25 protein-coding genes are annotated in these 26,231 nt (G+C 71.2%); 13 read left to right on the top strand and 12 right to left on the bottom strand.

The annotated features are described in order from the left end of the window. Positions 1 to 9 precede the first annotated feature (9 nt). From J2X21_RS10990 to J2X21_RS10975, 4 genes are all read right to left on the bottom strand, one after another. A complete protein-coding gene (locus tag J2X21_RS10990) occupies positions 10 to 1,827 on the bottom strand; it encodes an ATP-binding response regulator (RefSeq protein ID WP_310328446.1) in 1,818 nt (605 codons plus the stop codon). Further along, positions 1,827 to 2,417, bottom strand: coding sequence for a response regulator transcription factor (locus tag J2X21_RS10985; protein WP_310328444.1), 591 nt, complete (start codon positions 2,415 to 2,417; stop codon positions 1,827 to 1,829). Before J2X21_RS10985 ends, J2X21_RS10990 begins: the two co-directional genes overlap by 1 nt. 67 nt (positions 2,418 to 2,484) lie before the next feature. Continuing rightward, on the bottom strand, positions 2,485 to 3,645 hold the full coding sequence (locus J2X21_RS10980; RefSeq protein WP_310328442.1) for a GGDEF domain-containing protein: 1,161 nt from the start codon (positions 3,643 to 3,645) through the stop codon (positions 2,485 to 2,487). Next, positions 3,642 to 4,838, bottom strand: a complete 1,197-nt coding sequence (locus J2X21_RS10975) for a GGDEF domain-containing protein (RefSeq protein ID WP_310328439.1) — start codon at positions 4,836 to 4,838, stop codon at positions 3,642 to 3,644. The genes J2X21_RS10980 and J2X21_RS10975 overlap by 4 nt, the downstream gene beginning before the upstream one ends. 37 nt (positions 4,839 to 4,875) lie before the next feature. Here J2X21_RS10975 and J2X21_RS10970 point away from each other — a divergent pair, with 37 nt between their 5' ends. Then, positions 4,876 to 5,616 (top strand): SDR family oxidoreductase, encoded by a 741-nt coding sequence (locus J2X21_RS10970; RefSeq protein WP_310328436.1) that lies wholly within the window; start codon positions 4,876 to 4,878, stop codon positions 5,614 to 5,616. 147 nt (positions 5,617 to 5,763) lie between these two features. Then, positions 5,764 to 6,540 carry a DUF2306 domain-containing protein gene (locus J2X21_RS10965; protein WP_310328434.1) on the top strand — a complete coding sequence of 259 codons (777 nt, stop codon included), beginning with the start codon at positions 5,764 to 5,766 and terminating at the stop codon, positions 6,538 to 6,540. Here J2X21_RS10965 and J2X21_RS10960 read toward each other — a convergent pair whose 3' ends face one another. Continuing rightward, positions 6,541 to 7,431: a septal ring lytic transglycosylase RlpA family protein gene (locus J2X21_RS10960; protein WP_310328431.1), complete on the bottom strand. Its 891-nt coding sequence runs from the start codon at positions 7,429 to 7,431 to the stop codon at positions 6,541 to 6,543. On the opposite strand from J2X21_RS10960, the gene J2X21_RS10955 reads away from it, so the two are divergent. Both J2X21_RS10955 and nadC read left to right on the top strand, forming a co-directional pair. Continuing rightward, a complete protein-coding gene (locus tag J2X21_RS10955; RefSeq protein ID WP_310328428.1) occupies positions 7,430 to 8,128 on the top strand; it encodes a fumarylacetoacetate hydrolase family protein in 699 nt (232 codons plus the stop codon). The genes J2X21_RS10960 and J2X21_RS10955 overlap by 2 nt on opposite strands. Further along, on the top strand, positions 8,128 to 8,991 hold the full coding sequence (gene nadC / locus J2X21_RS10950; protein WP_310328425.1) for a carboxylating nicotinate-nucleotide diphosphorylase: 864 nt from the start codon (positions 8,128 to 8,130) through the stop codon (positions 8,989 to 8,991). The genes J2X21_RS10955 and nadC overlap by 1 nt, the downstream gene beginning before the upstream one ends. 18 nt (positions 8,992 to 9,009) lie before the next feature. On the opposite strand, the gene J2X21_RS10945 is transcribed toward nadC, so the two are convergent. Beyond that, complete coding sequence (locus J2X21_RS10945) at positions 9,010 to 10,137, bottom strand: hypothetical protein (RefSeq protein WP_310328421.1); 1,128 nt, start codon at positions 10,135 to 10,137, stop codon at positions 9,010 to 9,012. A gap of 205 nt (positions 10,138 to 10,342) precedes the next feature. Further along, positions 10,343 to 11,290, bottom strand: a complete 948-nt coding sequence (locus J2X21_RS10940; protein ID WP_310328418.1) for an alpha/beta fold hydrolase — start codon at positions 11,288 to 11,290, stop codon at positions 10,343 to 10,345. A 159-nt stretch (positions 11,291 to 11,449) separates the two neighbouring features. Between J2X21_RS10940 and J2X21_RS10935 the strand changes: the two genes are divergently transcribed. From J2X21_RS10935 to J2X21_RS10915, 5 genes are read left to right on the top strand one after another with little or no spacing between them, the layout of a single operon-like run. After that, on the top strand, positions 11,450 to 12,103 hold the full coding sequence (locus tag J2X21_RS10935; RefSeq protein ID WP_310328402.1) for a hydrolase: 654 nt from the start codon (positions 11,450 to 11,452) through the stop codon (positions 12,101 to 12,103). 16 nt (positions 12,104 to 12,119) lie between these two features. Beyond that, a complete protein-coding gene (locus J2X21_RS10930; RefSeq protein ID WP_310328400.1) occupies positions 12,120 to 12,386 on the top strand; it encodes a XapX domain-containing protein in 267 nt (88 codons plus the stop codon). Continuing rightward, the gene (locus J2X21_RS10925; RefSeq protein WP_310328397.1) at positions 12,379 to 14,250 is read left to right on the top strand and encodes an amidohydrolase; all 1,872 of its coding nucleotides are present in this window, start codon (positions 12,379 to 12,381) and stop codon (positions 14,248 to 14,250) included. The genes J2X21_RS10930 and J2X21_RS10925 overlap by 8 nt, the downstream gene beginning before the upstream one ends. After that, positions 14,231 to 14,617, top strand: a complete 387-nt coding sequence (locus tag J2X21_RS10920) for a DoxX family protein (RefSeq protein ID WP_310328394.1) — start codon at positions 14,231 to 14,233, stop codon at positions 14,615 to 14,617. The genes J2X21_RS10925 and J2X21_RS10920 overlap by 20 nt, the downstream gene beginning before the upstream one ends. Then, the gene (locus tag J2X21_RS10915) at positions 14,601 to 15,830 is read left to right on the top strand and encodes an MFS transporter (RefSeq protein WP_310328392.1); all 1,230 of its coding nucleotides are present in this window, start codon (positions 14,601 to 14,603) and stop codon (positions 15,828 to 15,830) included. Before J2X21_RS10920 ends, J2X21_RS10915 begins: the two co-directional genes overlap by 17 nt. Before the next feature lie 7 nt (positions 15,831 to 15,837). On the opposite strand, the gene J2X21_RS10910 is transcribed toward J2X21_RS10915, so the two are convergent. Beyond that, positions 15,838 to 16,398 (bottom strand): response regulator transcription factor, encoded by a 561-nt coding sequence (locus J2X21_RS10910; protein ID WP_310328389.1) that lies wholly within the window; start codon positions 16,396 to 16,398, stop codon positions 15,838 to 15,840. 159 nt (positions 16,399 to 16,557) lie between these two features. On the opposite strand from J2X21_RS10910, the gene J2X21_RS10905 reads away from it, so the two are divergent. Then, a complete protein-coding gene (locus tag J2X21_RS10905; protein WP_310328385.1) occupies positions 16,558 to 17,193 on the top strand; it encodes a response regulator in 636 nt (211 codons plus the stop codon). A gap of 1 nt (position 17,194) precedes the next feature. Then, a complete protein-coding gene (locus J2X21_RS10900; RefSeq protein WP_310328379.1) occupies positions 17,195 to 20,221 on the top strand; it encodes a sensor histidine kinase in 3,027 nt (1,008 codons plus the stop codon). Between the two features lie 149 nt (positions 20,222 to 20,370). On the opposite strand, the gene J2X21_RS10895 is transcribed toward J2X21_RS10900, so the two are convergent. Then, entirely contained in the window at positions 20,371 to 21,111 is a 741-nt protein-coding gene (locus tag J2X21_RS10895) for a proteasome-type protease (RefSeq protein ID WP_310328376.1), read from the bottom strand. 142 nt (positions 21,112 to 21,253) lie between these two features. Here J2X21_RS10895 and J2X21_RS10890 point away from each other — a divergent pair, with 142 nt between their 5' ends. Continuing rightward, entirely contained in the window at positions 21,254 to 21,802 is a 549-nt protein-coding gene (locus J2X21_RS10890) for a pyridoxamine 5'-phosphate oxidase family protein (RefSeq protein WP_310328373.1), read from the top strand. On the opposite strand, the gene J2X21_RS10885 is transcribed toward J2X21_RS10890, so the two are convergent. Together J2X21_RS10885 and J2X21_RS10880 are read right to left on the bottom strand one after the other, a co-directional pair. Beyond that, the gene (locus J2X21_RS10885; protein ID WP_310328371.1) at positions 21,799 to 23,523 is read right to left on the bottom strand and encodes an IlvD/Edd family dehydratase; all 1,725 of its coding nucleotides are present in this window, start codon (positions 23,521 to 23,523) and stop codon (positions 21,799 to 21,801) included. The two genes, J2X21_RS10890 and J2X21_RS10885, sit on opposite strands and share 4 nt — an antisense overlap. Positions 23,524 to 23,556: 33 nt before the next feature. Beyond that, positions 23,557 to 24,564 (bottom strand): NAD-dependent epimerase/dehydratase family protein, encoded by a 1,008-nt coding sequence (locus J2X21_RS10880; RefSeq protein WP_310328368.1) that lies wholly within the window; start codon positions 24,562 to 24,564, stop codon positions 23,557 to 23,559. Between the two features lie 92 nt (positions 24,565 to 24,656). Between J2X21_RS10880 and J2X21_RS10875 the strand changes: the two genes are divergently transcribed. Then, the gene (locus tag J2X21_RS10875) at positions 24,657 to 25,547 is read left to right on the top strand and encodes a LysR family transcriptional regulator (protein WP_310328365.1); all 891 of its coding nucleotides are present in this window, start codon (positions 24,657 to 24,659) and stop codon (positions 25,545 to 25,547) included. 517 nt (positions 25,548 to 26,064) lie between these two features. Here J2X21_RS10875 and J2X21_RS10870 read toward each other — a convergent pair. After that, positions 26,065 to 26,231 (bottom strand): IS3 family transposase (locus J2X21_RS10870; protein ID WP_310329174.1); only part of this gene is annotated, 167 nt, incomplete at its 5' end.

Below are 26,231 nucleotides of genomic sequence, written 5' to 3'. Positions count from 1 at the left end.
CCGGCCATGCTAGGAGGGGGTCTCCCGCGCGGGAATAGACCTGAGGGGCAGGTCGGCAGCGTCCGGTGCGGCGAAGGCCTGGCCCAGGAAGGCGCGCAGCTGCATGGGCTTGACCGGCTTGGCCAGCACCAGCAGGCCGGCGTCGGCGGCGCGGCGGGCGTGCTCGCTGCCGACGTCGCCGGTCATCACCAGCGCCGGCAGTTGCGGGGCCAGTGCCGCACGCACGGCAGCCACGGCATCGATGCCGCTGGCGCCGCCGGCCAGCCGCAGGTCGGCCAGCACCGCGTCGGGCCGGAAGCCTTCGGCCAGCCGCTCGCGCGTGCCGGCCACGTTCCCGGCGGCGCGGGCGTCGCAGCCCCAGCCGTGCAGCAGGCCCAGCAGCGCGGCGCGCGAGTCGGCGTCGTCCTCCACGACCAGCACGCGGCGCGCCGCCAGCGGGTCGTGGTCGGCCGGCCGCGCGGCTTCAGGTGGCGGCGCGATGCTGCCGGCCGGCAGGCTGAAGGAAAACTGGCTGCCCTCACCCGGGCTGGACTGCACCTGCAGCGCCAGCCCCAACGCGTCGCTGAGCCGCTTCACGGTGGCCAGGCCCAGGCCCACGCCGAGCCGGCGGTCGCGCGCCGGGTTCCCCACCTGGTAGAACTCCTCAAAGATGCGCGGCAGCTCGTCCTCGGCAATGCCGATGCCGCTGTCCTGCACGGTCACCTGCACGGTGTCGCCGTCCGTCCGGCCCGTCAGGCGCACATGGCCCCGCTCGGTGTAGCGCACGGCGTTGGACACCAGATTGGCCAGCACGCGGGCCACCAGCCGGCGGTCGGAGTGCACGGCGGTCGCGGTGTCGCAGTCGACCTCGATGGCCAGACCCTTGCCGCGCGCCTGCGGCTCGAAGGCGCGGGCGGTCTCGTGCAGCAGCGCGGCCAGCACGAAGTGGCTGCGCTGCTGGCGCTCGGGCGCCACGTCCACGCGCGCCAGGTCCACCAGCTCGTCGACGATCTGCGCCATGCTGTCCACGCACTCCACCAGCCGGGCCGACACGTCGCCGGCATGGCGCAGCCCGCCGGGTGCGCGCAGCGAATGCGCCAGCAGGCCCATCGCGTGCAGCGGCTGGCGCAGGTCGTGGTTGGCCGCGGCAAAGAAGCGCGCCTTGGCCGCGTGGGCCTGCTCGGCCAGCCGGCGCGCGGCGTCGGTGCGCTCGTTCTGCAGCCGCAGCGCCTCGATCAGCGCGGCGTTCTTCAGCCGCTCGGCGCGCGTCTGCGCATGCGCCTGCGCCTGGCGCCAGCCGGCCTGCAGCGTGTACAGCGCGGTGGCGATGACCAGCAGCGCCAGCGTCAGGTGGTAGCCGCCGCCTATCCACAGGTCGCGCAGCGCCAGCGGCGCCATCAGGCCGATCACGTAGACGAAGAACGCCGGGTAGAAGGCCGGCAGGTGCACCGCCGCGCCGATGCTGACCGACGCGAGCACGATGTGCATCAGCGACTCGGCTTCGGAGCGCGTGGGGTGCATCCAGATGAGACTCACCGAGCCCAGCAGCAACACGTGCAGCAGCGTGCTGCCGAAGGCCCACAGCGCCCAGACGGGCAGGCGCTCGCGCGGCGGCCGCAGCCGCAGGTAGCGGCGCGCGCCGACGATGCGCGCCAGGCTTACGGCAGTGAAGGTCACCACCCACAGCGTGGCCACGACCGGCGATGCCTCGCCGCGCAGCGTCACGAACAGGATGATGGCGGCCACCGTGGCCATCGTGGCCACCATGGGCGTGAAGCGGAACAGCGGGTCCAGCTGCTCGGCCTCCTGGCTCTGCAGCCAGGCGGCCAGCCGTCGCGGCAGCCGCACTACAGCAGCCCCTGCTCGCGCGCGCGCACCAGCAGGTGGGTGCGGTTGCGGGCGCCGACGGCGTCCAGCAACGCGGTGACGTGCAGCTTCACGGTGCGCTCGGCAATGCCTAGAGCGCGGGCGATGCCCTTGTTGGGCTGGCCTTGCGCGATCAGCGCCAGCACCTCCATCTGCCGCGCGGTGGGACAGCCGCCCGGTTGTGCGCCGGGCTCGCCCAGCACCGTGTCGCCGCGCGCCACGCGCTGCAGCGCGGCCAGCAGCGCCGCGATGGAGGCCGATTTGCCGAGGAAGCCGCTGGCGCCGGCGGCGCGCGCGCGGGCCACGAGCGCCGCGTCCTCGTCACCGGAGATCAGCACGCGCGCGACGCAGGGAAAGCGCTCGCCGAAGCGGCGCAGCCCGTCCAGCCCGCTGGTTTCGCCGAGGCGGTAGTCCACCAGCACGATGTCCAGCGCCGGCCAGGCCGCGGCCTGCGCCAGCCCCTCGTCGACCGTCGCCGCCGTGCGCACGGCGATGTCGGGCGCGGCCTGGGTCAGCGCATGCGCAAAGCCCACGCCGAACAGCGGGTGGTCGTCGATCAGCAGCAGGTTCATCGGCGTCCGACTGTAGCGAAGGCCATCCCGCCGACCTGCCCTTTGGGGCAGGTGGCCGCGTGGCTGTCTAGGGCTGCACGACGTTGCGGCCCTGGCTCTTGGCGCGGTACAGCGCCGCGTCGGCGCGGGCCAGCACCGTGTTGGCATCGGCGTCGCCGCGCTCGGCCTCGGCGATGCCCAGGCTGGCGCTCAGCGGCCAGTCCTGCTCCAGCCAGCGCAGCGGCGTCTGCTCCACCAGCGCCCGCATGCGCTCGGCCACCAGCGCGGCGCCGGCGATGTCGGTGTCGGGCAGCAGTACGCAGAACTCCTCGCCGCCCAGGCGGCCGAAGCGGTCCACCTCGCGCACGCAGGGCTGCAGCTCCTTGACCATCTGGCGCAGCGCGGCATCGCCGGCCGCATGGCCCAGCGTGTCGTTGAGCTGCTTGAAGCGGTCCATGTCGATCATCACCAGCGCATAGCCGCGGCCGCGGCCCAGCCAGGCGTGGGCATGATCCAGCGCGTGGTCGAAGGCGCGGCGGTTCAGCGTGTCGGTCAGCGGGTCGCGCTCCAACAGCCGCTCGATGCGCAGGATCAATCGCATCAGCACGAGGAAGGCCAGCGTCGCGTTCTGCAGCAGCGTCAGCACCAGCGCCGTCCACAGGAAGGCGATGTTGAACTCGGTGGGCACGCGCATGTCGGGCGTGCCGCCGGGATGGACCAGCGTCTCGAACGCGCGCACCAGCAACAGCGCGCCGATCAGGAACAGCGGCAGCGAGAGAGGCGCCGGCGTGCGCCGGCCGGTGGCAGACGCGCTGAGGCTGCGCCATGCGGTCAGCCCCGCGCCCAGCGACAGCCCCGCGCCCGCCAGGTTGACGACTCGCGCCTGCCAGCGCAGGTCGCCTTCGTAGGGCACAGCCAGCAGCAGCAGGGCCGCGGCCGCCACGACGATGGCGCCCGATTTCCAGGCCAGCCGCCGCGTCGTGATCGCCGATACGGCGGCCGCCAGCAGCGCGAACGACGCCACGGCGGCCACGTCGCCGGTCCAGTAGGTCAGCGCGTCGGGCCGCATGCCGCGCAGCATGTGCAGCGTCAGCGACAGCGCGGCCATCGCGTTGGCGCAGGCCATGGCCAGCGACGCGCGGGGCGCGAGGCGTGCCACCAGCGCCAGCGCCAGCCACACCAGCGTTGCCACGCCCGCGAACATGATGATCGCGGCCAGCAGCGTCAGCGTGTGCGAAGCGGTGATCATGACGACGCCCCGAGCCCGCCCAAATGCAAGGCCACGCAGACGCGGTTGCGGCCTTCGGTCTTGGCGCGGTACAGCTCCGCGTCGGCGCGCGCCAGGCCCACCTCGCCCTGCGCGTCGCCCACCACCGGCAGCGCCACGCCGAAGCTGGCCGTCAAAGGCAGTTCGCTGCCCTGCCAGTGCAGTGGCTGCGCGGCCAGCGACGCGCGCAGTCGCTCGGCGACGACGGTCGCCGTGGCCAGGTCGCCGGGCAGGGCCAGCGGCAGCAGCGCGCAGAACTCCTCGCCGCCCAGCCGGCCCAGGCAGTCGATCTCGCGCAGGCCGGCCTGCCAGACGCGCACGCAGTGCTGCAGCGCCGCGTCGCCGGCGGGGTGGCCGTGCCGGTCGTTGATCTGCTTGAAGTGGTCGATGTCGATCATCACCAGCGCAAAGCCGCGGCCGCGCTGCAACTGGGCCTGCCCGTCGGCCAGCGCGCGCTCGAAGGCGCGGCGGTTCAGCGCGCCGGTCAGCGGGTCGCGGTGCGTCAGGTGCTGGATGCGCATGATCAGCCGCCAGATCATCAGCGCGATGAGGCTGAGCGTGATCGCCGCGGTCACGACGAACCACAGCACCGCGCGGGCCGCGGTGGGCAGGCGGCCCTCCAGCACATGGGCCTCCCAGCCAGGCACCAGCAGCAGCTCGGCGCCGTGCACGAAGGCCAGCAGCGCCAACAGCGCGAACGGCAGCGTCGTGCCGATGCGCACGACGGCCGACAGCCGGTCACCGATGCCGCGCCACACCTCGCGCACGGCCATCAGGCCCAGCACCGTGACGGCCACCGTGCTGGCGAGCTGCGGCGCCAGCCCCGAGCCGCTGGCCAGCCCGGCCGCGATGCCGGCCGCGCCGAGGCCGGCAATCCAGGCGATGTCGCGCGGGCGCTGGCGGCTGCGCAGCATGCGGCGCAGCGCCAGCAGCAGCAACAGCACGCAGCCCAGCAGCGCGAACTCGGGAACGGCCTGGCGCGCCGGCGCGGGCCAGCCGGCCAGGCAGTCGCCGCAGCCCTGCGACACGATGCGCGCCAGGTGCGCGGCCGCCATCAACCGGCCGGCGCGCGGCGCGATGCGGAACAGCTGCGCCAGCGTCAGCCACGCCAATGCCGCCATCAGGTTGAAGAGGGCGCTGACCTTGAGGACCGTCGGGACGTCGAGGAAATCCATGCAGATGACATGCGCCCGGCACGGCCACAATGCGGCCATGTCGGACTGGGTCTTGATCACCGGGGGGTCGCGTGGCATCGGTGCCGCCACCGCGCAGCGCTGTGCTGCCGCTGGATGGGACGTGGCCATCAACTACGCGCAGGATAGCGCCGCCGCCGAGGCGCTGGCGGCCGGATTGCACGCATCGGGCCGCCGGGTGCTGACGCTGCAGGCCGACGTGGCCGACGCGGCGCAGGTGTCCGCGATGTTCGAGCGGCTGGACGCCGCCGGCGGGCGGCTGGCCGGGCTGGTCAACAACGCCGGCATCGTGGCGCCGGCGATGCGGCTGCATGAAATGACCCTCGAACGCTGGCGGCGGCTGCTCGACGTCAACGTTGTCGGCACGCTGCTGTGCTGCCAGCAGGCCGCGCGGCGCATGAGCACGGCGCGCGGCGGCCAGGGCGGCGCCATCGTCAACCTCAGCTCGCGCGCGGCCGAGTACGGCTCGGCGGGCATCTATGTGGACTACGCGGCCACCAAGGGCGCCGTCGACACGCTGACACGGGGCCTGGGCCGCGAGCTGATCAGCGAGGGCATACGCGTCAACGGCGTGCGGCCCGGCATCATCGAGACGGACATCCATGCCAACAGCGGCATGGACGCCAGCGGCGCGTCGTCCACCATCCCCATCCAGCGGCTGGGCCGGCCCGAGGAGATCGCCGAGGCCATCGTCTGGCTGCTCAGCGACGCGGCCAGCTACACGGTGGGCACGATGCTGGACGTGGCGGGCGGGCGTTAGGAGCCTCTGCCGCACAGGCTCCTGGCCGACCGTCGCCTGCACGTGCAGTTCGTCCGGGCGCGGCTGCAGCCCGTCGGGCCGACCGCGACCGCTCCCCCGTGGCTCAGAAGAATCCCGCGCGTTGCCACAACGCCCCGGAGACAAGCCATGACCATTGCCGGTCCCGTTCAACCCAGCCGCGCGGTCGCCGCAGCCGCGCGCCTCTGGTATGTCGTCGCCGCGGCGGGTCTGTTGCTGTTTGCCGCCTATATCTCGATCAGCTACGGCCGCGCCGCGCTGGGCGGGCCGCCGGGCGAATCGCGCATGGCGGCGGGCGACCTGGTGGGACAGGGCGTGCTCAGCGTGCACCTGGTGTTCGCGGCGCTGATGACGGCCATCGGCGTGCTGCAGCTCATCCCGGCCCTGCGCCGCCGCGCGCCGGCGCTGCATCGCAACCTGGGGCGCGTGTTCATCGTGGGCGCCGTGCTGGGCAGTGTCAGCGGCTTCTTCCTGCTTTGGGCGCGCGGCACCGTGGGCGGCCTGCCCATGCACCTGGCCATCAGCCTGAACGGCGTGCTCATCGTCGGCTTCGCATGGCTGGCTTGGCGCAGCGCACGCGAGCGCCGCTTCGTGGACCACCGGCGCTGGGCGCTGCGGTTGTTCATGGCGGCCAACGGCGTGTGGTTCTTCCGCGTGGGGCTGATGGCCTGGCTGATGGTCTGGCAGGCGCCCGTGGGCTTCGACCCCAAGACCTTCACCGGCCCGTTCGTCTACGCGCTGAGCTTCGCGCAGTTCCTCGTGCCGCTGGCGGTGCTGGAGCTGTACCTGCGCGTGCGCGGCCGCGGCATGGCGCTGGTGGTGACGCTCGTGCTGCTGAGCCTGGTGATGGCCGGCGGCATCGTCGGCGCGGCCATGGGCTTGTGGATGCCGCGGCTGCTGGCCTGATCAACGTTTCTCGACCAGCGTCGCTTCCACGCCGCCGTCGTCGAGCAGCCTGGCGGCCGTCGCGCGCGCCTCGTCGGCGTTCGGGAACGGGCCGGCGCGCAGCCGGTGCTGGCGACCCTCGCGCACGATGGTCAGCAGTGGCAACAGGCTGAGGTCGGTCTCGGCGACGCGCTGGCGCAGCGCCTCGGCGGCGTCCAGCTTCGCGAACGCACCGAACTGCAGCCACCAGCCACCGCGGTCGGCGATGGTGGCCGTGGTGTCGCGCTGCGGCGCGCCGGTGGCCGGCGTGGGCACGAAGACCGGCGGCGGCTCGCCGGTCGGGGGCTGCCAGCTGCCGGCGCGGATCTCGGCATAGGTGATGCGACGCACCTCCACCGGCGCCACGCCGCGCAGCACGTCGAGCTTCAGCGCGGCCGTGTAGCTGAGGTCGATGATGCGGCCCTTGTGGAAGGGCCCGCGGTCATTCACGCGCACGATGATCTCGCGGCCGTTGGCCGGGTTGCGCACGCGCGCATAGCTGGGGATGGGCAGCGTGGGGTGGGCGGCCGTCATCGCATACATGTTGTAGACCTCGCCGTTGGCGGTGGGCCGGCCGTGGAACTTCTTGCCGTACCAGGACGCCAGGCCGCGCTCGGCGTAGGCGTCGTCGGCAGTCATGGGCTTGTAGCGCTCGCCCAGCACCTCGTAGGGCTTGTTGGGGCCGCCGATGCGTATGGCTTCCAGCTTCGGCACGGCATCGGGCACCTGCGTCAGGTTGGGCGGCGGGTTGGCCTCGGGGCCATCGCGGCCGCTGGCCACGGGGCGGCTCGCGCAGCCCGTCAGCAGTGCCAGCACGACCAGCAGCAAGGCCAGCCCAGTATGCTGCGCGCTCTGTCTCCAATGCATTGCCATGAGCAACTTTGTCTTTCCTCCGGCCGAAATCCCCAGTGCCGCGGTGCGTGGCACCGAGGCCCGTTACGCGGTGCGACGCATCTACTGTGTGGGCCGCAACTATGCCGATCATGCCCGTGAGATGGGCGCCGACCCGACGCGCGAGCCGCCGTTCTATTTCACGAAGCCGGCGACCGCGCTGACGGCCTCGGGTTCGACGGTGCCCTACCCGACGGAAACCAAGAACTACCACTACGAGATGGAGCTGGTCATCGCCATCGGCGCACCGGTGTTCAAGGTCACGCCGGAGGCCGCCAAGGCCGCCATCTGGGGCTATGCCGCCGGCCTGGACATGACGCGCCGCGACCTGCAGGCCACGGCCAAGGCGGGCGGCAAGCCCTGGGATACGGCCAAGGGCTTTGACCAGTCCGCCATCCTGACCGACATCGCCCGCGTGGCCGACGTGGGCCTGCTGGAGAAGGGTGCGATCACGCTGGCCGTGAACGGCGTGGAGAAGCAGCGCGGCGACCTGGCCGACATGATCTGGAGCCAGGCCGAGATCGTGTCCAACCTGTCGCATCTGTTCCGGCTGCTGCCGGGCGACCTGATCTACACGGGCACGCCGGCGGGTGTGGGCGCGGTGGTGGCGGGCGACGTCATCACGGGCCGCATCGAAGGCCTGGGCGACATCCAACTGACGATCGGGCAGCCGGAGTGATGTTTCAAGAAGAAACGCTGGAGCAGGCCCGCGCGCGCAACATCCGCGAGGCGCTGGCCGAGGACATCGGCCGCTGCGACTGGACGGCCCAGCTGGTGCCAGCCGGCCGGCGCGTGGCGGCGCAGGTGCGCGTGCGCGAGGCCGCGGTGCTGTGCGGCCGCGACTGGTTCGACGGCGTGTTCGCCGCGCTGGACGCGAGCAGCCGCATCGAATGGCTGTACGACGAAGGCGCGCCGATGGCCGCCGACACGGTGGTGTGCCGCATCGAAGCCGATGGCCGCCTGCTGCTGTCGGCCGAGCGGCCGGCCTTGAACTTCCTGCAACTGCTGTCCGGCACGGCGACGATCACGCGCGCCCATGTGGACGCGGTGGCCGGCGCGAGCACGAATCCGAACGGCTGCGCCATCCTCGACACGCGCAAGACCATCCCCGGCCTGCGCCTGGCGCAGAAGTACGCGGTGCGCGTGGGCGGTGGGCAGAACCAGCGGCTGGCGCTGTACGCGGGCATCCTCATCAAGGAGAACCACATCGCCGCGGCCGGTGGCGTGGGCCTGGCCCTGCGCGCGGCACAGGCCTTGAACGCGGGCGTGGACATCCAGATCGAGGTCGAGACCATCGCGCAGCTGACCGAGGCGCTGGACGCCGGCGCCGTCAGCGTGCTGCTGGACAACTTCAGCGAAGCGCAGATGCGCGAGGCCGTCGCCGTGAACGCGGGCCGCGCGCTGCTGGAGGTGTCCGGCGGCGTGGCGCTGGACCAGCTGCGCTGGATCGCGGCCACCGGCGTGGACCGCATCTCCATTGGCCGGCTGACGAAGGACGTGCGCGCCGTGGACTATTCCATGCGCGTGCTGGGGCCGGTCTAGAGCCAGGCCTGGGCGTCGTCAGCGGAAGCGGCGACCGCGCAGGCCCAGTCCCCCGAGCAGCAGCGCCACCAGGCTCAGCGTGCCGGGCTCGGGCAGGCGGCCGTCGTCCGGCTGTGCCGCGCCGGCCAGCAGGAAGATGTCGCCATAGCCGCCGGTGTCGCAGGGGCCGATGGAGCCGCCGTTCAGCAGCGGCGGGCCCGAGGTCCGGTCCGGATCGCCCTTCTTGTCCAGCGTGTTGAAGCAGCCCATCCACACCTGCACCGACAGCGTGTCGTAGCCCTGCGCCTGCAGGTCGCGCGCATCCAGCGTGGGCAGGTAGTTGATGAACTCGACGAGGTTGGAGGCCTGGTTGGTGTTGACCAGTGTGCCGCCGCCGGGACAGCTGGAACCATCGGGGGATGGATAGGACACCGTGGCGTTGACGACGCAGATGGCGCCCACCGTCAGCGCGAAGTCGTCGGCGCCGGGCGTCGTCACTCCGCTGCCGTCGAAGGTCTTGTCCGACACGTACAGCGACGGGTCCTTGAAGAGGTCGCCCAGGTCCAGAGCCTGGGTCTCGAAGTATTTGCTGGCCTTGCCGCCATCCAGGTCGCGCACGGTGACCAGCGCCCAGATCGGCAGGCTGGCGGTGGAGTTCTGCGGGTTGTTGAAATCGAAGGCGATCACCATCTCGTGATACGCGCCATCGAAGGTCAGCTTCTGGTTCAGCGCCGCCAGGCCGATGTCCCAGCTGAACGGCGTGTCGCCCAGCAGGCTGCCGTTGTTGGTGGGGTCGTTGCCGTCGCCGGTGAAGAAATACTTCTTGCCACCGCCGTTGTTGGTCGAGAAGCCGTTTTCCGACGGGTTGACCTGGTCGCCGTTGTCCAGGATTTCGCCGTTGTTGGCCGTGACGACGATGGTGTCGAGCAGCGAGCCCTGGCTGGCAGCGAACGAGTACGGCCCCGTGAAGCCCGCGTAGCTGTTGCTGGCCAGGTAGTCCAGGACCTTGGTCGAGCAGGACACGAAGTTGCCGTTGGTCGCGCAGGCCGCGTTCGGCACGGGATAGGTGGGCGAGTAGACGGGTAGCGGCGCCGCCATCGCCGAGCCGGTGGACAGCAGCAGGGCCAGTCCCCACCGCGCATAAATGCCCCAGGGATTCTTTTTCATGCTTCACCTCGTACGCAGTCTTGAGTGCTGCGGTAAGAAATGAGCATCAACCGGGCCAGACCCCCTAAGTTGTTGATTTCGGCGCACTTGCAAATTGCGCCGATTTCACGCTGTCAGATGCCTCGACACGCTCGAATGAGCGGACACCGTTGTCACCCTTCGCGCTGTGAGAGGGCTGCCGAAATCCGCTTCACCCGAAGGACTGTTAGCCCTTCAGAAAGCTGAGCATCTCGGCATTGACTCGGTCCTTGTGCGTGTCGGTCAGGCCGTGCGGCGCGCCCGGCACGACGACGAGCTTGGCGTTCTTGACCAGCTTGGCCGAGGCGAGCGCGGCGGCGGCGATGGGCACGATCTGGTCGTCGTCGCCGTGCAGGATCAGCGTCGGCACATCGAACTTCTTCAGGTCCTCGGTGAAGTCGGTTTCCGAGAAAGCCTTGATGCAGTCCAGCGTGGCCTTGTGGCCGGCCAGCATGCCGGCCATCCAGAAGCAGTCGATCAAGCCTTGCGACGGCTTGGCGCCCGGGCGGTTGAAGCCGAAGAACGGGCCCGACGCGATGTCCTTGTAGAGCTGCGCGCGGTTGGCGCGCTCGCCGGCGCGGATGCCGTCGAACACCTCCATGGGCAGGCCGCCGGGATTGGTGGCCGTCTTCAGCATCTGCGGCGGCACGGCGGCGATCAGGCCGGCCTTGGCGACGCGCTTGGTGCCGTGGCGGCCGATGTAGCGGGCCACTTCGCCGCCGCCGGTCGAGAAACCGAACAGCGATGCGCCCTTCAGGTCCAGCGCCTCGATGACCTGCGCCAGGTCGTCGGCATAGGTGTCCATCTCATGCCCGCCCCAGGGCTGGCTGGAACGGCCATGGCCGCGGCGGTCGTGCGCGACGACGCGAAAGCCCTGTTCGGCCAGGAACAGCATCTGGCCCTCCCAGCTGTCGCTGTTCAGCGGCCAGCCGTGGCTCAGCACGACGGGCTTGCCGTCGCGCGGGCCCCAGTCCTTGTAGTAGATCTGCGTGCCGTCGCGGGTGGTGATGTGGGTGGCGGTCATCGTGGCCTTTCGAGCGGGTTGAGTTGCTGCCGCGGCGGGCAGCGTGGTGGCGAGGCCCAGGCCGGCGCTGCCAAGCAGCAGGCCGCGGCGGGCGATGGTGGAGTCGGTCATGGATGTCCTCGGGGTGGCTTGATGCAGCCAGTCTCGTCAGCGCCACCGGCCCGCACATCGCCTGCGCGGCCGACGGCGTCCTGGCCGAAAGAGGGATGCCGCGGCGGGCCGCGCGGCCAACACTGACGGCGTCCTTCCCCACCCCTCAAGGAGAGTCCCATGGCCCTGACCGCCACCCCCACCGCTGGCCCGCAGCTGCTGGCGCCCACCGACCATGCGCTGGTGCTGATCGACTTCCAGTCGCAGATGGCCTTCGCCACCAAGTCCATCGACGCGATCGAGCTGCGCAACAACGCCGGCCTCATCGCGCACGCGGCCGCCGGCTTCAAGGTGCCCACGGTGCTGACCACCGTGGCCGAGAAGAGCTTCTCCGGCCCGATGTTCAGCGAGATCACCGACGCCTTCCCCGGCCAGGAACTGCTGGACCGCACGTCCATGAACACCTGGGAAGACGCGGCCGTCATCAAAACGCTGAACGCCATCGGCAAGGACCGCCTGGTGTTCGCCGGCCTGTGGACCTCTGTCTGCATCGTCGGCCCGACGCTGTCGGCGCTGGCCCAGGGCTACGAGGTCTATGTCATCACCGATGCCTGCGGCGACGTGTCCGCCGAGGCGCATGAGCGTGCCGTCGAGCGCATGGTGCAGGCCGGCGCGCGCCCGATGACCTCGCTGCAATACATGCTGGAGCTGCAGCGCGACTGGGCCCGCGGCGAGACCTACGACCTGACCACCGGCATCGCGAAGAAGTTCGGCGGTGCGTACGGTCTCGGCATCATCTACGCCAAGTCGATGTTCGGCGCCCACGAAGGTTGAGCCAGCGAGCACGCCCATGAAGCCCTATCTGCTGTCGCTGGCCGTCGGCCTGCTGGTGGGCGTGATCTACGCCCTCTTCAACGTGCGCTCACCGGCGCCGCCGGTCATCGCGCTGGTGGGGCTGCTGGGCATCCTCGTTGGCGAGCAGTTGCCGCCGCTGGTGCGCAAGCTGTTCGCGTCCGATCCGGTGCAGACCTCTTGGCTGCACCATCAGGTCAAGCCGCACATGTTCGGCGAGCTGCCCAAGTGCGCTGACACGACGAAGGAGACGCGCCGTGGTTGAGCATGCTGACCTGATCCTGCGCGGCGGCCGCGTCACGACGCTGGACCGCGCGCAGCCGCAGGCGCAAGCCGTGGCCGTGCGCGACGGCAGGTTCCTCGCCGTCGGCGACGACGCCGACGTGATGGCCCATGCCGGACCGGCCACGCGCATCGTCGAGCTGAAGGGGCGGCGCGTGCTGCCCGGCCTCATCGACAACCACCTGCACATCATCCGCGGCGGGCTGAACTTCAACCTGGAGCTGCGCTGGGACGGCGTGCGCTCGCTCGCCGACGCGATGGCCATGCTGAAGGCGCAAGTGGCCATCACGCCCGCGCCGCAATGGGTGCGCGTGGTGGGCGGCTTCAGCGAGCAGCAGTTCGCCGAGAAGCGCCTGCCGACGCTGGAGGAGCTGAACGCCGTCGCGCCCGACACGCCGGTGTTCATCCTGCACCTGTACGACCGCGCGCTCTTGAACGCCGCCGCGCTGCGCGCCGTCGGCTACGACCGCGACACGCCCGAGCCGCCCGGCGGCCAGATCCTGCGCGACGCGGCCGGCAATCCCACCGGCCTGCTGCTGGCCAAGCCCAATGCCAGCATCCTGTACGCGACGCTGGCCAAGGGCCCCAAGCTGCCGTTCGACTACCAGCTGAACTCCACGCGCCACTTCATGCGCGAGCTGAACCGGCTGGGCATCACCGGCGCCATCGACGCCGGCGGCGGTTTCCAGAACTACCCCGACGACTACGCCGTCATCGAGCAGCTGGCCCGCGACGGCCAGCTGACCATACGCCTGGCCTACAACCTGTTCACGCAGAAGCCCAAGCAGGAGAAGGACGACTTCCTGCGCTGGACGGCCACGAGCAAATACAAGCAGGGCGACGACTACTTCCGCCACAACGGCGCGGGCGAGATGCTGGTGTTCTCGGCGGCCGACTTCGAGGACTTCCGCCAGCCGCGGCCCGACATGGCGCCGGGGATGGAAGACGATCTCGAAGGCGTCGTGCGCGTGCTGGCCGAGAACCGCTGGCCCTGGCGCATGCACGCCACCTACGACCAGACCATTGCCCGCGCGCTGGACGTGTTCGAGCGCGTGAACCGCGACGTGCCGCTGACCGGCCTGCACTGGTTCTTCGACCACGCCGAGACCATCTCCGAGAAGTCCATGGACCGCATCGTCGCGTTGGGCGGCGGCGTGGCCGTGCAGCATCGCATGGCCTACCAGGGCGAGTACTTTGTCGAGCGCTACGGCGCCCGGGCCGCCGAGGCCACGCCGCCGGTCAAGCGCATGCTCGAGAAGGGCTTGCGCGTGTCCGCCGGCACCGACGCCACCCGCGTCGCTTCCTACAACCCTTGGGTCTGCCTGGCCTGGCTCGTCACCGGCGAGACGGTCGGCGGCCTGCGCCTCACGCCGCAGGCCCACTGCCTGGACCGCGAGCAGGCCTTGCGCATGCTGACCGAGAACGTCACGTGGTTCAGCGATGAAGAGGGCAAGAAGGGCCGCATCGAGCCGGGCGCCTTCGCCGACCTGCTGGTGCCGGACCGCGACTTCTTCGGCTGCGCCGAGAGTGACATCGCCGGCACCAGTTCGCTGCTGACGATGGTGGGCGGCAAGGTCGTCTGGGCCGCCGGCGAGTTCGCGGGCCACGACGAGGCCGCGCCGCCGCCGGCCATGCCCGACTGGTCGCCCGTGCGGCGCTGGGGCGGCTATGGCGCCTGGGGCGAGGAGGGCAAGCCGCTGCAGGCGGTCGTGGCTGCTGCGTGCGCCTGCGCCAGCGCCTGCGGCGTGCATGGCCACGCGCACGCCAGGGCCTGGGGCGCCACGCCGCCGGTGAGCGACCTGCAAGGCTTCTGGGGAGCGCTGGGCTGTGCCTGCTGGGCGGTCTGAGTGGCTGAAGCGGCTGGCCCTGCTGGCGCTGTGCGGCGCCTATCTGCAGGGCGGGCTGGTGAAGCTGCTGGACTTCGACGGCGCCGTCGCCGAGATGGCGCACTTCGGCCTGCAGCCGGCGGCGCTGTTCGCGGTGGCGGTCATCGTGCTGGAGCTGGGCGCATCGGCGCTGGTGCTCAGCGGCAGGGGGCGGCGCTGGGCCGCGCTGGCACTGGCCGTGTTCACGGTGGCGGCCAGCTTCATGGCCAACGCGTTCTGGACCGTCGACGGCCCCGACCGCGGCGCGCAGATGAATGCCTTCTTCGAGCACCTGGGCCTGGCCGGCGCCTGGCTGCTGGTGGCGCTTTGGGATGAGCGCAGCGCCTGAGCGCGGCCGGGCCGAGGCGCTGGCGCCGCTGCGCACGCGGCCCTTCGCCGTGTTGTGGGGGGCCGCCGTCTGCGGCCAGGTGGCTGTCTTCATGCGCGACCTGGCCAATGTCTGGTTCGCCAGCGAGCTGTCCGGCAGCCCGGCCGCGGTCGCACTGGTCCAGGCGGCGGCGACGCTGCCGGTGTTCCTGCTCGCCATTCCCGCCGGCGCGCTGGCCGACACGCTGGACCGCCGCCGCCTGCTGCTGCTGATGCAAGGCCTGCTCGCGGTCGTCGCCGCGCTGCTGCTGATGCTGGCCGCCAGCGCGCGGCTGAGCCTGCAGGCGCTGCTGGTGTTGAGCCTGTTGGGCGGCGTGGGCGCGGCGCTGGCGGGGCCGGCCTGGATGGCCGTCGTGCCCGAACTGGTGGACGCGACCCGGCTGCGCGGCGCGATGGCGCTGAACGCGCTGGGCGCCGACATCGCGCGCGCCATCGGCCCGGCCGGTGGCGGCCTGCTGCTTGCCTCCGCCGATGCGTCGGCCGCCTACGCGCTGCATCTGCTGATGAGCCTGGTGCCGCTAGCCGCGCTGACGGGGTTGCGCCGCGCGCCGTCGCCGCCCGACCCGCCGGCCGAACCCTTTCTGGGCGCGCTGCGCGCGGGCCTGCGCTACAGCCGCGCCAGCCGCGAGTTGCATCGCGTGCTGTGGCGGGCCGCGGCCTTCTTCGGCAGCGCCAGCGCGGCTTTGGTGCTGCTGCCCTGGGTGGCGCGCCGGTTGCAGCCCGACGCGGCCGGCCTTTACGGCGCGCTGCTGGGCGCCACGGGCCTGGGCGCCATCGCCGGCGCGCTGCTGCTGCCGCGCTGGCGGCCCGAGGTGCTGCTGCATGCGGCCACGGCGGCTGCGCTCGCGGCGCTGCTGGGGCTGGCGGGTTTGCAATCGCTGGTGGCACTGCTCATGCTGATGGCCTTGCTGGGCGTGGCCTGGAGCACCGCGTTCACCACGTTGATGGGCGTGGCACGGGCGCTGTTCCCGGCCTGGGTGCGCGGCCGCGGCTTGGCGGTCTACGTGACCGCGTTCAACGGCGCGATGACGCTGGGCAGTCTGGCCTGGGGCGCGCTGGCACAAGGCCTGGGCGTCCCGCGGGCGCTGCTGCTGGCGGCGGCGGCGCTGGGCGGGGGCATGCTGTGGGCCGCGCGCCACCCGCTGCCCGTGGACGAGCGCGGCGCAGCAACCTGAACAAGCGCTACAGCCCGCGTTCCAGCGCGATGCGCGCGGCCTCCGTGCGCGTGGTTGCGCCCAGCTTGCCCATTACGCCCTTCATGTGCACCTTGACCGTGCCCAGCGAGATGTCCAGCGCCAGCGCGATGGCCTTGTTGCTCTTGCCGTGCGAGGCCAGGCCCAGCACCTCGCGCTCGCGTTGCGTGAGGCTGTCGTGCTGCAGGCTGTCGGCGATGCGGCCGGCCGCGACGGCGCTGAGGCAGCGCGAGCCGCGCGCCAGTTGCCGCAGCCCCTGCACCAGCTCCTGCACGGCGCAGCACTGCTGCAGATAGCCGTCCACGCCGGCCTCCAGCGCGTGGCGCACATCCTGCTCGCGGTCCTGCGCGGTCAGCACCATGACGCGCGGCGCCGGCCGCGGCCGCTGGCCGGCCAGCCACAGGCCGCGGCCATAGTCGGCCACGACGACGTCGGCCCCGGTCGCGGGCGCGACGAGCTGGATGTCGATCTGTTCGCTCAGCACGCTGTGCAGACCAGCGGCGAGCAGGGGGTCGGCGTGTTCGACGGCGACGCGGATGGCGGGGTTCATACAGCTTTTCTCCCTGCGAGGGCCGGCGTTGCGCTTGCCCATGGCGTTAGAAACGGATGCTAGGTGTCCGCGCTCGCCCGACCCAGCCCCCACCCAGCGACGCAGCATTCACTCTTTCGGGTGAACGCCATGCTGCGCTGCAGCAGCGACACTCCCGGCATGCCTGCTACCGCTCCCATCCGCGTCATGACCGTGGACGACCACCCGCTGATGCGCGAAGGCATCGCGGCGCTGCTGGCCGCGCACGACGGGCTGGAGCTGGTGGGCGAGGCGGCCGACGGCCAGGCCGCCGTGGAGGCCTTTGCGGCGCTGCGCCCTGACGTGGTGCTGATGGATCTGCAGATGCCCGAGCTGGACGGCGCCGCCGCCATCGCCCGCATCGTCGCGCAGTCGCCCGACGCCCGCGTGCTGGTGTTGACCACCTACCGCGGCGACGCGCAGGCCCGCCGCGCGTTCGCGGCCGGCGCCAGCGGCTATCTGCTGAAGAACGCGATCCGACGCGAGCTGGTGGAGGCCATCCGCCAGGTGCACGCCGGGCGGCGCTACCTGCCCGCCGAAGTGGCGGCCGAGCTGGGCCAGTACGCGCTGCAGGACGAGTTGTCCGCCCGTGAGCTGGACGTGCTGCGCCGGCTGGCGCAGGGCGGCTCCAACCGCGACATCGGCGCCGAACTGGGGCTGTCCGAAGACACGGTCAAGACGCACATGAAGGCCATCCTGTCCAAGCTGCATGCGGCCGACCGCACGCAGGCCGTCGTCATCGCGATCCGGCGCGGCATCGTCGACGTGTGGAATTGAGGTGAACTGGCGCGCCTGGGTTCTCGCGCTGTTGCTGCTGCCGCTGCGGGCCGCCGGCCAGCCGCAGCCGCTGGCCGACTTCGCGCATTCGGCCTGGACCGTCAACGACGGCGCGCCGGCCGACATCTGGACGATGGCGCGCGCGCCCGCGGGCTATCTGTGGCTGGGCACCGGGCTGGGGCTGTTCCGCTTCGACGGCGTGCGCTTCGACCGCTACCCGCTGCGCGACGGCCAGCGGCTGAAGTCCACCAACATCAACGCGCTGCATGTGCTGCCCTCGGGCGACATCTGGCTGGGCCTGTTCGCCGGCGGCACCGTGCGGTTGCGCGACGGCGTGGCCACGGCCTTCGGCGAGGCCGAGGGCATGCCGCCGGGCCGCGTGCTGCGCATCGCGGCCGATCAAGACGGGCATCTGTGGGCCGCGGCCGGCGGCGGGCTGGCGCGCTTCGACGGCAGTCGCTGGCGACGCGTCGGGCCGGAGATGGGTTATCCCGAGCTTGGCGCCCAGTACGTGCTGGTGGACTGCCGCGGTGTGTTGTGGGTGGTGTCGCAGAACCGGCTGTTCTGGCTGGCGCGTGGCGGGCAGCGCTTCCAGGACACCGGCGAGGTGCTGTCGGGCGGCGCCGTGCTGGCCGAGGACCGCGCGGGGCGCATCTGGGTGTCCGATGGCCTGAGCGGCACGCGCCCGCTGCCCGACTACGCCGGTGGCGCCGCACCCGCCAGCGGCCGCGGCCAGCCGCAGATCGCCCATGGCTGGACGGCCCATTTCGCCCGTGCCAAGCAGATGCTGTTTGCCGAGGACGGCAGCCTGTGGCTGACGGAGGCAGGAGTGGGCGTGCGCCGGCTGCGCGATCCGGCCGCCATTCCGGTCGGGCGGGGCATACAGCCCAGCGACGAGCTGGAGACGTTCACGCGCCGCCAGGGTCTGCCGGCCGACATCGTCGTGCCGCTGGTGCAGGGCACCGAGGGCGAGATCTGGGTGGGCAGCAACCACGGGCTGTCGAACTTCCGCAGCCAGCGGCTGCGCGTGGTGCCGGAGTTCGGCACCGGCGAACCGGCGGGCTTCGGCGTCGCGCTGCAGGGCGACGGCGTGCTGGTCGCCAGCGGGCGGCGTGCACTGCGGCTGCTGCCGCCCGGCGCGTCGCAACCCGTCGAGTTGGGCCGTTCAGTGAAGGCGATCGTGCGGGACCGCCAGGGCCAGCTGTGGCTGAGCGATGACGATGGCGTCGCGCGCGAAGTCGATGGACAGTTCGAGCGCGTGCACCTGACGCAGCCACCGCGCGATTACCACGTGCAGGCGCTGGCACCCGACCACTGCGGCGGCGCTTGGATCGCGGTGCCCGGCCTGGGCATGTTCCACGCCGGGCCGGATGGTGCGCGGCGCGACAGGCGGTTCGAGCCCGGCGGCGCCATGCCCACGGCCATCATCGTGGCGCCAGACGGCGACACCTGGTTCGGCTACGACGACGAGGTGCTGCGGCTGCGCGGCGACACCGTAGCGCGCTTTGGCGCCGCAGATGGCCTGCTGGTGGGGCGTACGACCAATCTGTTCGTCAGCGCGGACGGCAGCGTCTACGTGGCCGGCGAGGCGGGCTTCGCCCGCTTCGACGGGCGGCGCTTCGCCGTCGTGACCGCCGAGCGCGACGATGCGTTCGCCCATGTGTCTGGCGTTGCCGAGGCCGGCAACGGCGATCTGTGGCTGAACGGCGGCCGCGGCGTGGTGCAGCTGAGGGCGGCCGACCTGCCGGCGATGTTCGGCCCGGCGCGTCGGCTCAACTACCGGCTGCTGAACTGGCGCGACGGCCTGCCCGGCATCGCTCAGCAGGCCACCGCCGTGTCCACCGCGGTGCGCGACCACCAGGACCGCATCTGGTTCGCGACCAACCGCGCCGTCGCCTGGGTGGACGCGGCCCGCGCGGCGCGCAACGAGAACCCCGGCCGCGTGGAGATCCAGGCGCTGCGGGCGGGCGACCGCAACCACCATCCGACGCCCGGTCTGGAACTGCCGGCCGGCACGCGCAGCGTGGCCATCCGCTATTCGGCGCTGACGCTGGCCGGCGCCGAGCGCGCGCGCTTCCGCTACCGGCTGGACGGCGTGGACGCCGACTGGCAGGAGGCCGACATGCGCCGCGAGGCCACCTACGCCAACCTGGGCCACGGCGACTACCGCTTCCGCGTGCTGGCGGCCAGCGGCGACGGCGTGTGGGGCACCGAGGAAGCGACGCTGGCCTTCCACATCGAGCCCACGTTCTGGCAGACGCGCGGCTTCATGGCCGGTGCGGTGCTGCTGGTGGCGGCCCTGGTGGCCGGCGCCTATGTGCTGCGCACGCGCGCCATCGCTGCGGGCGTGCGCCGCCAGCTGGAGGCGCGCCACCGCGAGCGCGAGCGCATCGCCCGCGACCTGCACGACACGCTGCTGCAGAGCACGCAGGCGCTGATCATCAACGTGCAGGGGGCGGCCAGCCGGCTTCCGGCCGACGCGCCGGTGCGCGGCCAGATCGAGGCGGTGCTGGACCGCGCCGATGCCGTCGTGCTGGAGGCGCGCGAGCGCGTGCGCGACCTGCGCAGCGGCGATGTGGATGGCGCGGAGCTGCTGCAGGTGCTGCAGCAGCTGGGCCGGGAGCTGGCGCACGAATCGGGCCGGCCCGAGCTGGTGTTCCGCGCGGTGGGCAGCGGCACGCCGCGGCCGTTGGAGCGCAGCGTGTTCGACCAGCTGCACCTGATCGCCTGCGAGGCGCTGCGCAACGCCTTCCATCACGCGCAGGCGCGGCAGATCGAGGTGGAGGTGTGCTGGGGCCAGGCCGAGCTGATGCTGCACGTGCGCGACGACGGCGTCGGCATTCCGCCGGCCTGGGTCCGCGACGGCGGCCGGCCGGGTCACTGGGGCCTGCAAGGCATGCGCGAACGCGCGCTGGAGGTGGGCGGCCGGGTGAACCTCGTCAGCGAGTCGCCGGGCGGCACCGAGGTGGAGATCCGCGTGCCGGGCCGTTTCGCCTACAGAGCCCTTCGTCCGGCAGCGCCGAGCTGAACGGGATCACTCGACGCGCGTCTGGTGGCTGGCTTCACGGTGGCGCGCCTCGGCGCGATGCCCCATCCAGCAGTTGCCGTGGAACCGGCTTTGCCGGGCCACCTGCAGCGCCCCCTTGAGGGGGCCGCCGTCAGGCGGTAGGGGGTGGGCTAAGTCTGGAACCAGGGCTCGTTGGGGAGGTCGTCGAACACCTTGCGCAGACCGGCGCTCCAGCCGGTGCGCAGCGACAGGAAGTAAGGGTCGTCGCGCTCGATGCGGTGCGGCGGCTGCATGGCCTGCTCGAACTGGTTGGCGCGCAGCATCAGCATGTCGATGGGCAGGCCCACCGACAGGTTGGACTGGATGGTGGAGTCGAAGCTGACCAGCGTGCACTTGGCGGCCTCGTCCAGCGCCGTGGTCTCGTAGCGGATGACGCGGTCGATGATCGGCTTGCCGTATTTGCTTTCGCCGATCTGGAAGTAGGGCGTGTCTTCGGTCGCCTCGATGAAGTTGCCCTGCGGGTAGACATGGAACAGCCGTGGCCCCTCGCCCTTGATCTGGCCGCCGATGAGGAAGTTGGCGCCGAAGTCCACGCCATGGTTGTGCGGGTCGTCGCCGTCGCGGTGCACCACCTCTTTCAGCGTGCGGCCCAGCAGCACGGCCGCGTCGTACAGGCTGGGCACGTTGAGCAGATGCTCGCCGTCGCCATTCAGGCGCTGGTTCAGCAGCGAGATGACGGACTGCGTGGTCGCCAGGTTGCCGGCCGCGAGGATGACGATCTCGCGCAGGTGCGGGATCTGGAACTGGTACATCTTGCGGAAGCTGGCGATGTGGTCCACGCCCGCGTTGGTGCGGGTGTCGGAGGCGAACAGCAGGCCGGCGCGCAGGCGCATCGCGACGCAGTAGGTCATGGGGTGGTTCCTGCGAAAGAGTTGCAGTCCATGTTACGGCCGGTGCATGGCGGCGGGTCTGACAGACAACAGTCCTTCGGGCCGACAAGCGCGGGGGCGGGTGCTGCCTAGTCTCGGGGAGTTGCAACCCAGGAGATTCACCATGAACGACGACCGCCTTGTGACCTCGCACGACGACGAGCTCAGCACCGAACAGAACCTCAGCGGCCCGGCCGCCGCGCAAAAGATCGCGGAGATGGTCAATGCCGGCAACAGCTGCTTCTTCTGCACGCTGGGACTGAATTCGCAGCTGCATGCGCGGCCCATGACCGTCACGGAAGTGGAGGAGGGCAGCGGCGCGCTGTGGTTCTTCACGGAGATCGACAGCCTGAAGAACATCGAGCTGGACCGCGACCCGCGCGTGACGCTGTTCTTCAAGGAGGGCGACAACGCCGGCCACCTGAAGCTGGACGGCGAGGCCGTGCAGGTCACCGACCCTGCCACCATCCAGCGACTGTGGAGCCCCAAGATGCGCGCCTGGTTCACCGAGGGTGTCAGCGACCCGCGCATCTGCCTGTTGCGCGTGGATCCGGTCAGCGGCGAATACTGGGACAACCGCCACGGCACCGTCATCGCCGGCATCAAGATGCTGTTCGGCGCGATCGTGGGTCAGCGGGTGGACGAGGGTGTCCACGGACAACTGAAGCTCTAGTGAGAGTCGCGCTCGACGATGGAGCCCGAGCTGCCGACGAGCAGGTCCAGGTCGGCGCCGAGATGGGCCTGCTGCACGTGGTCCACGTACAGCTTCACGTAGCCGCGTGAGGCCCGCGGCGCGGGTGGCGCCCAGGCAGCGCGGCGGCGCGACAGCTCGGCGTCGTCCACCAGCAGCTGCAGCCGGCGCGCCGGCACATCCAGCTCGATGAGATCGCCGTCCTGGACCAGCGCCAGCGCGCCGCCGGCCGCGGACTCGGGCGCCACGTGCAGCACGACCGTGCCATAGGCCGTGCCGCTCATGCGGCCATCGGAGATGCGCACCATGTCCTGCACGCCTTGCTCCACGAGCTTGCGCGGCAGGTCCACGTTGCCCACCTCGGGCATGCCGGGGTAGCCGCGCGGGCCCACGCCCTGGAGCACGATGACGCTGTCGGCCGTGATGGGCAGGTCGGGGTCGTCGATGCGGGCGTGGTAGTCCTCCATGCTGCTGAACACGACCGCCGGGCCGCGGTGCTTCAACAGGGCTGGCGTGGCCGCCGAGGGTTTGATGACGGCGCCCTGCTCGCACAGGTTGCCGTGCAGCACGGCGATGCCAGCAGCGGGTTGCAGCGGTTGGTCCAGCGGGCGGATGACGGTCGTGTCGTAGCAGGTCGCTGCGCGGTAGTTGTCGTCCAGCGTCTTGCCATTGATCGTCAGCACATCGCGGTGCAGCAGCCCGCCCAGTTCCTTCATGACGACGGCCAGGCCGCCCGCGTAGAAGAAGTCCTCCATCAGCCGCTGGCCCGACGGCTTCAGGTTGACCAGCAGCGGCACCTGACTGCCGTGGCGGTCGAAGTCCTCCAGCGCCAGTGGCACGCCGATGCGGCCGGCGATGGCCAGCAGGTGCAGGATGAAGTTGGTGGAGCCGCCCACCGCCGCGTTCACGACGATGGCGTTCTCGAAGGCCTGGCGCGTCATCACCTTGGCGGGGGTCAGGCCTTCATGGACCATCTCCACGATGCGCCGGCCGCTCAACTGCGCCATCAGCTTCTTGCGCGAATCGGCGGCGGGGATGGAAGCCATGCCGGGCAGCGTCATGCCCAGCGCCTCGCTCATGACCGCCATCGTCGACGCCGTGCCCATGGTGTTGCAGTGGCCGGCGCTGCGCGCGCCGCAGACCTCGGCCTCGGTCAGGTCGTCGGCCGTGAACTCACCGCTGTCGATCTTGGCCTTCACCTGCCAGTTGAACGTGCCCGAGCCGATCTCGCCGCCGCGGAACTTGCCGTTCAGCATGGGCCCGCCCGACACCACCAGCGCCGGCAGGCCCACGCTGCAGGCGCCCATCAACAGCGACGGCGTCGTCTTGTCGCAGCCCGCCATCAGAACGACGGCGTCGAGCGGATTGGCCCGTAGCGATTCCTCCACATCCATGCTCGCGAGGTTGCGGAACAGCATCGTGGTGGGCTTCATGATGGTCTCGCCCAGCGACATGACCGGGAACTCCATCGGCACGCCGCCGGCTTCGAGGATGCCGCGCTTGACGTTCTCCGCCAGGTCGCGCAGGTGGCCGTTGCACGGCGTCAGCTCGCTCCAGGTGTTGCAGATGCCGATGACCGGCCTGCCGCCGAAATAGTCGTTCGGATAGCCCTGGTTGCGCAGCCACGCGCGGTGCACGAAACCCATCTTGTCGCGCCCGCCGAACCAGTCCTGGCTGCGCAGCTTTTTCTTGCCGTCCGTCACCGTCGTCTCCTCGAAAGGAGGCAAATGGTAGCGCTATCTTGCGGCGCTGACCACGCGTTGGCCGGGCGTTGCCGGCAGGCAGCCCAGGCCGCGCAGCGCGGCCTCGACGGCCTCATCCAGCGGCGTGTGCGGTTCGCGGCCCAGCACGGCCACGAGGCGGGCGTTGTCCATGCGTACCGACTGCCGCCACAGGTAGCGCATCTCGCGCATTTCGCGGAAGGTGACGATGAACAGCCCTGCCAGGTTCAGCAGCCACCACGGCAGCGCGGCGATGCGCGGCGTGCGGCCGTGGCGGGCGGCGACGCGCTGGATGGCCTCGGCCATCTGGCGGCCGGTGGCGTCCCAGTGGCCGGCCATGTGGAAGCTGGCGAAGGCAGGCAGCGTGTCGCGCCGCGCCAGCAACTCGACCATCGTGCGTGCGACGTCGGGCAGGTAGGCCCACTGATGGCCGACGCCGGGCGCGGCCGGGTTGCTGATCGTCTTGACCGATCGGCCTGGCCGGATGAGGCCTTGCGAGAACCAGTTGTTGCCGGCGCGCGGCCCGAAGAAGTCGCCGGCCCGCACGATGAGGACGCGCATGCCGCGTTCGCTGGCCGCGCGCAGGCGCGCCTCCATCTGCGCGCGGATGGCGCCCTTGCGCGTGACCGGACGCTGCGGTGCGTCCTCGCGCAGCGGTTCGGCGATGGCGTCCGGCCCGAAGTTGTAGACCGTGCCGGGCAGCACCAGCGTGGCCTGCTGCGTCGTCGCGGCGGCGATGGCGTTGTCCAGCATCGGCAGCACGAGGCGCTCCCAGTCGCGGTAGCCGGGCGGGTTGACGGCGTGCACGATGACGTCGCAGCCCTGCGCCGCGCGGGCCACGTCGGCCGCCGTGAGCGCATCGCCGCGCAGCCATTCGATGCCGTCGCGCCGCTGCGTTGCCGCCCGCTGGCCGCGCTGCAGCGCCTTCACCGTCCAGCCGGCGTCGCGCAGTTGCCGGGCCACCTCGCCGCCGATGCCACCGCTCGCGCCGAGCACCAGTGCCGTCCTGTCCTTGCCGTTCATCGCCGCTCCTTGAAAGTTGATGACAGGCATTCTGGAAAGCGCCAGCTTCTTTGAAAATTGCCGAGGATCGCGGTGCGGCTATACATTCATGCATGACCGCGACGCCGCCCTGGGATCTGCTGCAGACGCTGCTGGGCGTGCTGCGCGAGGGCTCGCTGTCGGGTGCCGCGCGGGTGCTGGGGCTGACACAGCCCACCGTGGGCCGCCACGTCGCCGCCCTGGAGGCCGCGCTGGGCCAGCCGCTGTTCACACGCTCGCCCACCGGCCTGCTGCCCACCGAGGCGGCGCTGGCCTTGCGCGGCCACGCCGAGCAGATGGAGACCGCGGCCGCGGCGCTGCAGCGGGCGGCGTCGGCACGCGGTGCGGCGGTGAGCGGCACGGTGCGCGTGACGGCCAGCGAGGTGGTCGGCATCGAGGTGCTGGCGCCGGTCTTCGCCACGCTGCGCGAGCGTCACCCGGGCCTGGTGCTGGAGCTGGCACTCAGCAACCGCGTGCAAGACCTGCTGCGCCGCGAGGCCGACATCGCCGTGCGCATGACGCCGCCCGAACAGGGCCAGCTTATCGCGCGGCGCATCGGCAGCATCGACATCGGCCTGCATGCCCACCCGGCCTATCTCGACCGCTGCGGGCGGCCCGCGTCCTTCGCCGACCTGGCGGGCCACACGCTGATCGGCTTCGACGCGGTGACGCCCTTCATCCGCGCGGGCGCCAAGCGCCTGGGCGGCATCACGCGCGACAGCTTTGCGCTGCGCTGCGACTCCGACCCCGCCCAGTTGGCGCTGATCCGCGCCGGCGCCGGCATCGGCGTCTGCCAGCTGCCGCTGGCGCGGCGCGAGCCAGCGCTGGAGCGTGTGCTTGCAGCGCAGTTCCTGTGGCCGCTGGAGACCTGGGTGGCCATGCACGAAGACCTGCGCCAGAACGCCGCCTGCCGCGCCGTCTTCGACGCGCTGGTGGACGGGCTCACGCGCTACGTCGGCGCCTGAACCCTCGGCGTGCCGGGCGGGCCTCCGTACGTCGGTACGGTACCGGCAACAAAAAAGCACTTGGCCGTGAAGCTAAGTGCTTGATGCGCTTGGCGCGCCCGGTTGGGATCGAACCAACAACCCCTGCCTTCGGAGGGCAGGGTACTGGGAGAGCGACGCTGTAGTGCGTTGGCCATTTCTCCTATGAAAGCGTCCCACGAGGTCCCGGGAAATCCATAGACGTTTGGCCCACTTTTGGCCCACTTTGGCCCACAATGGAATCTCCTCGAACGTGGAGGAAGACATGGGTGCAAAGATCGACACGGTGGATTCGCGGACAAGGGCCAAGCCCCGGTCGGAGCCCTACTGGGTGAAGCTGGCCGGTGGCTGCATGCTCGGCTACCGCAAGTTGACGGCGGCATCCATCGGGTCTTGGTACGCGAGGTACAGGGACCCGGAAAATGGTCATCGGTCCAAGACCAGCTTGGGCGACTTTTCGAAGCTGCCACCAGCCCAGCGCTGAATCGCCCCGGATTTCCTAGACACCCGTGAGCCGTTGGGAATGGCGTCGTTCGAACTCGACCGGCGAAGTGTCGCCGGCGGTGCCGTAGCGCCGCTTGGGGTTGTAGAACATCTCGATGTAGTTGAAGACGTCGGCACGGGCGTCATTGCGCGTGGCGTAGACCTGCCTGCGGATGCGCTCGC

The sequence above is a fragment of the Roseateles asaccharophilus genome, from assembly GCF_031458115.1.
Taxonomy (GTDB): Bacteria; Pseudomonadota; Gammaproteobacteria; order Burkholderiales; family Burkholderiaceae_C; genus Pelomonas; species Pelomonas asaccharophilus_A.
This window is presented reverse-complemented; position numbering and strand designations above follow the sequence as displayed.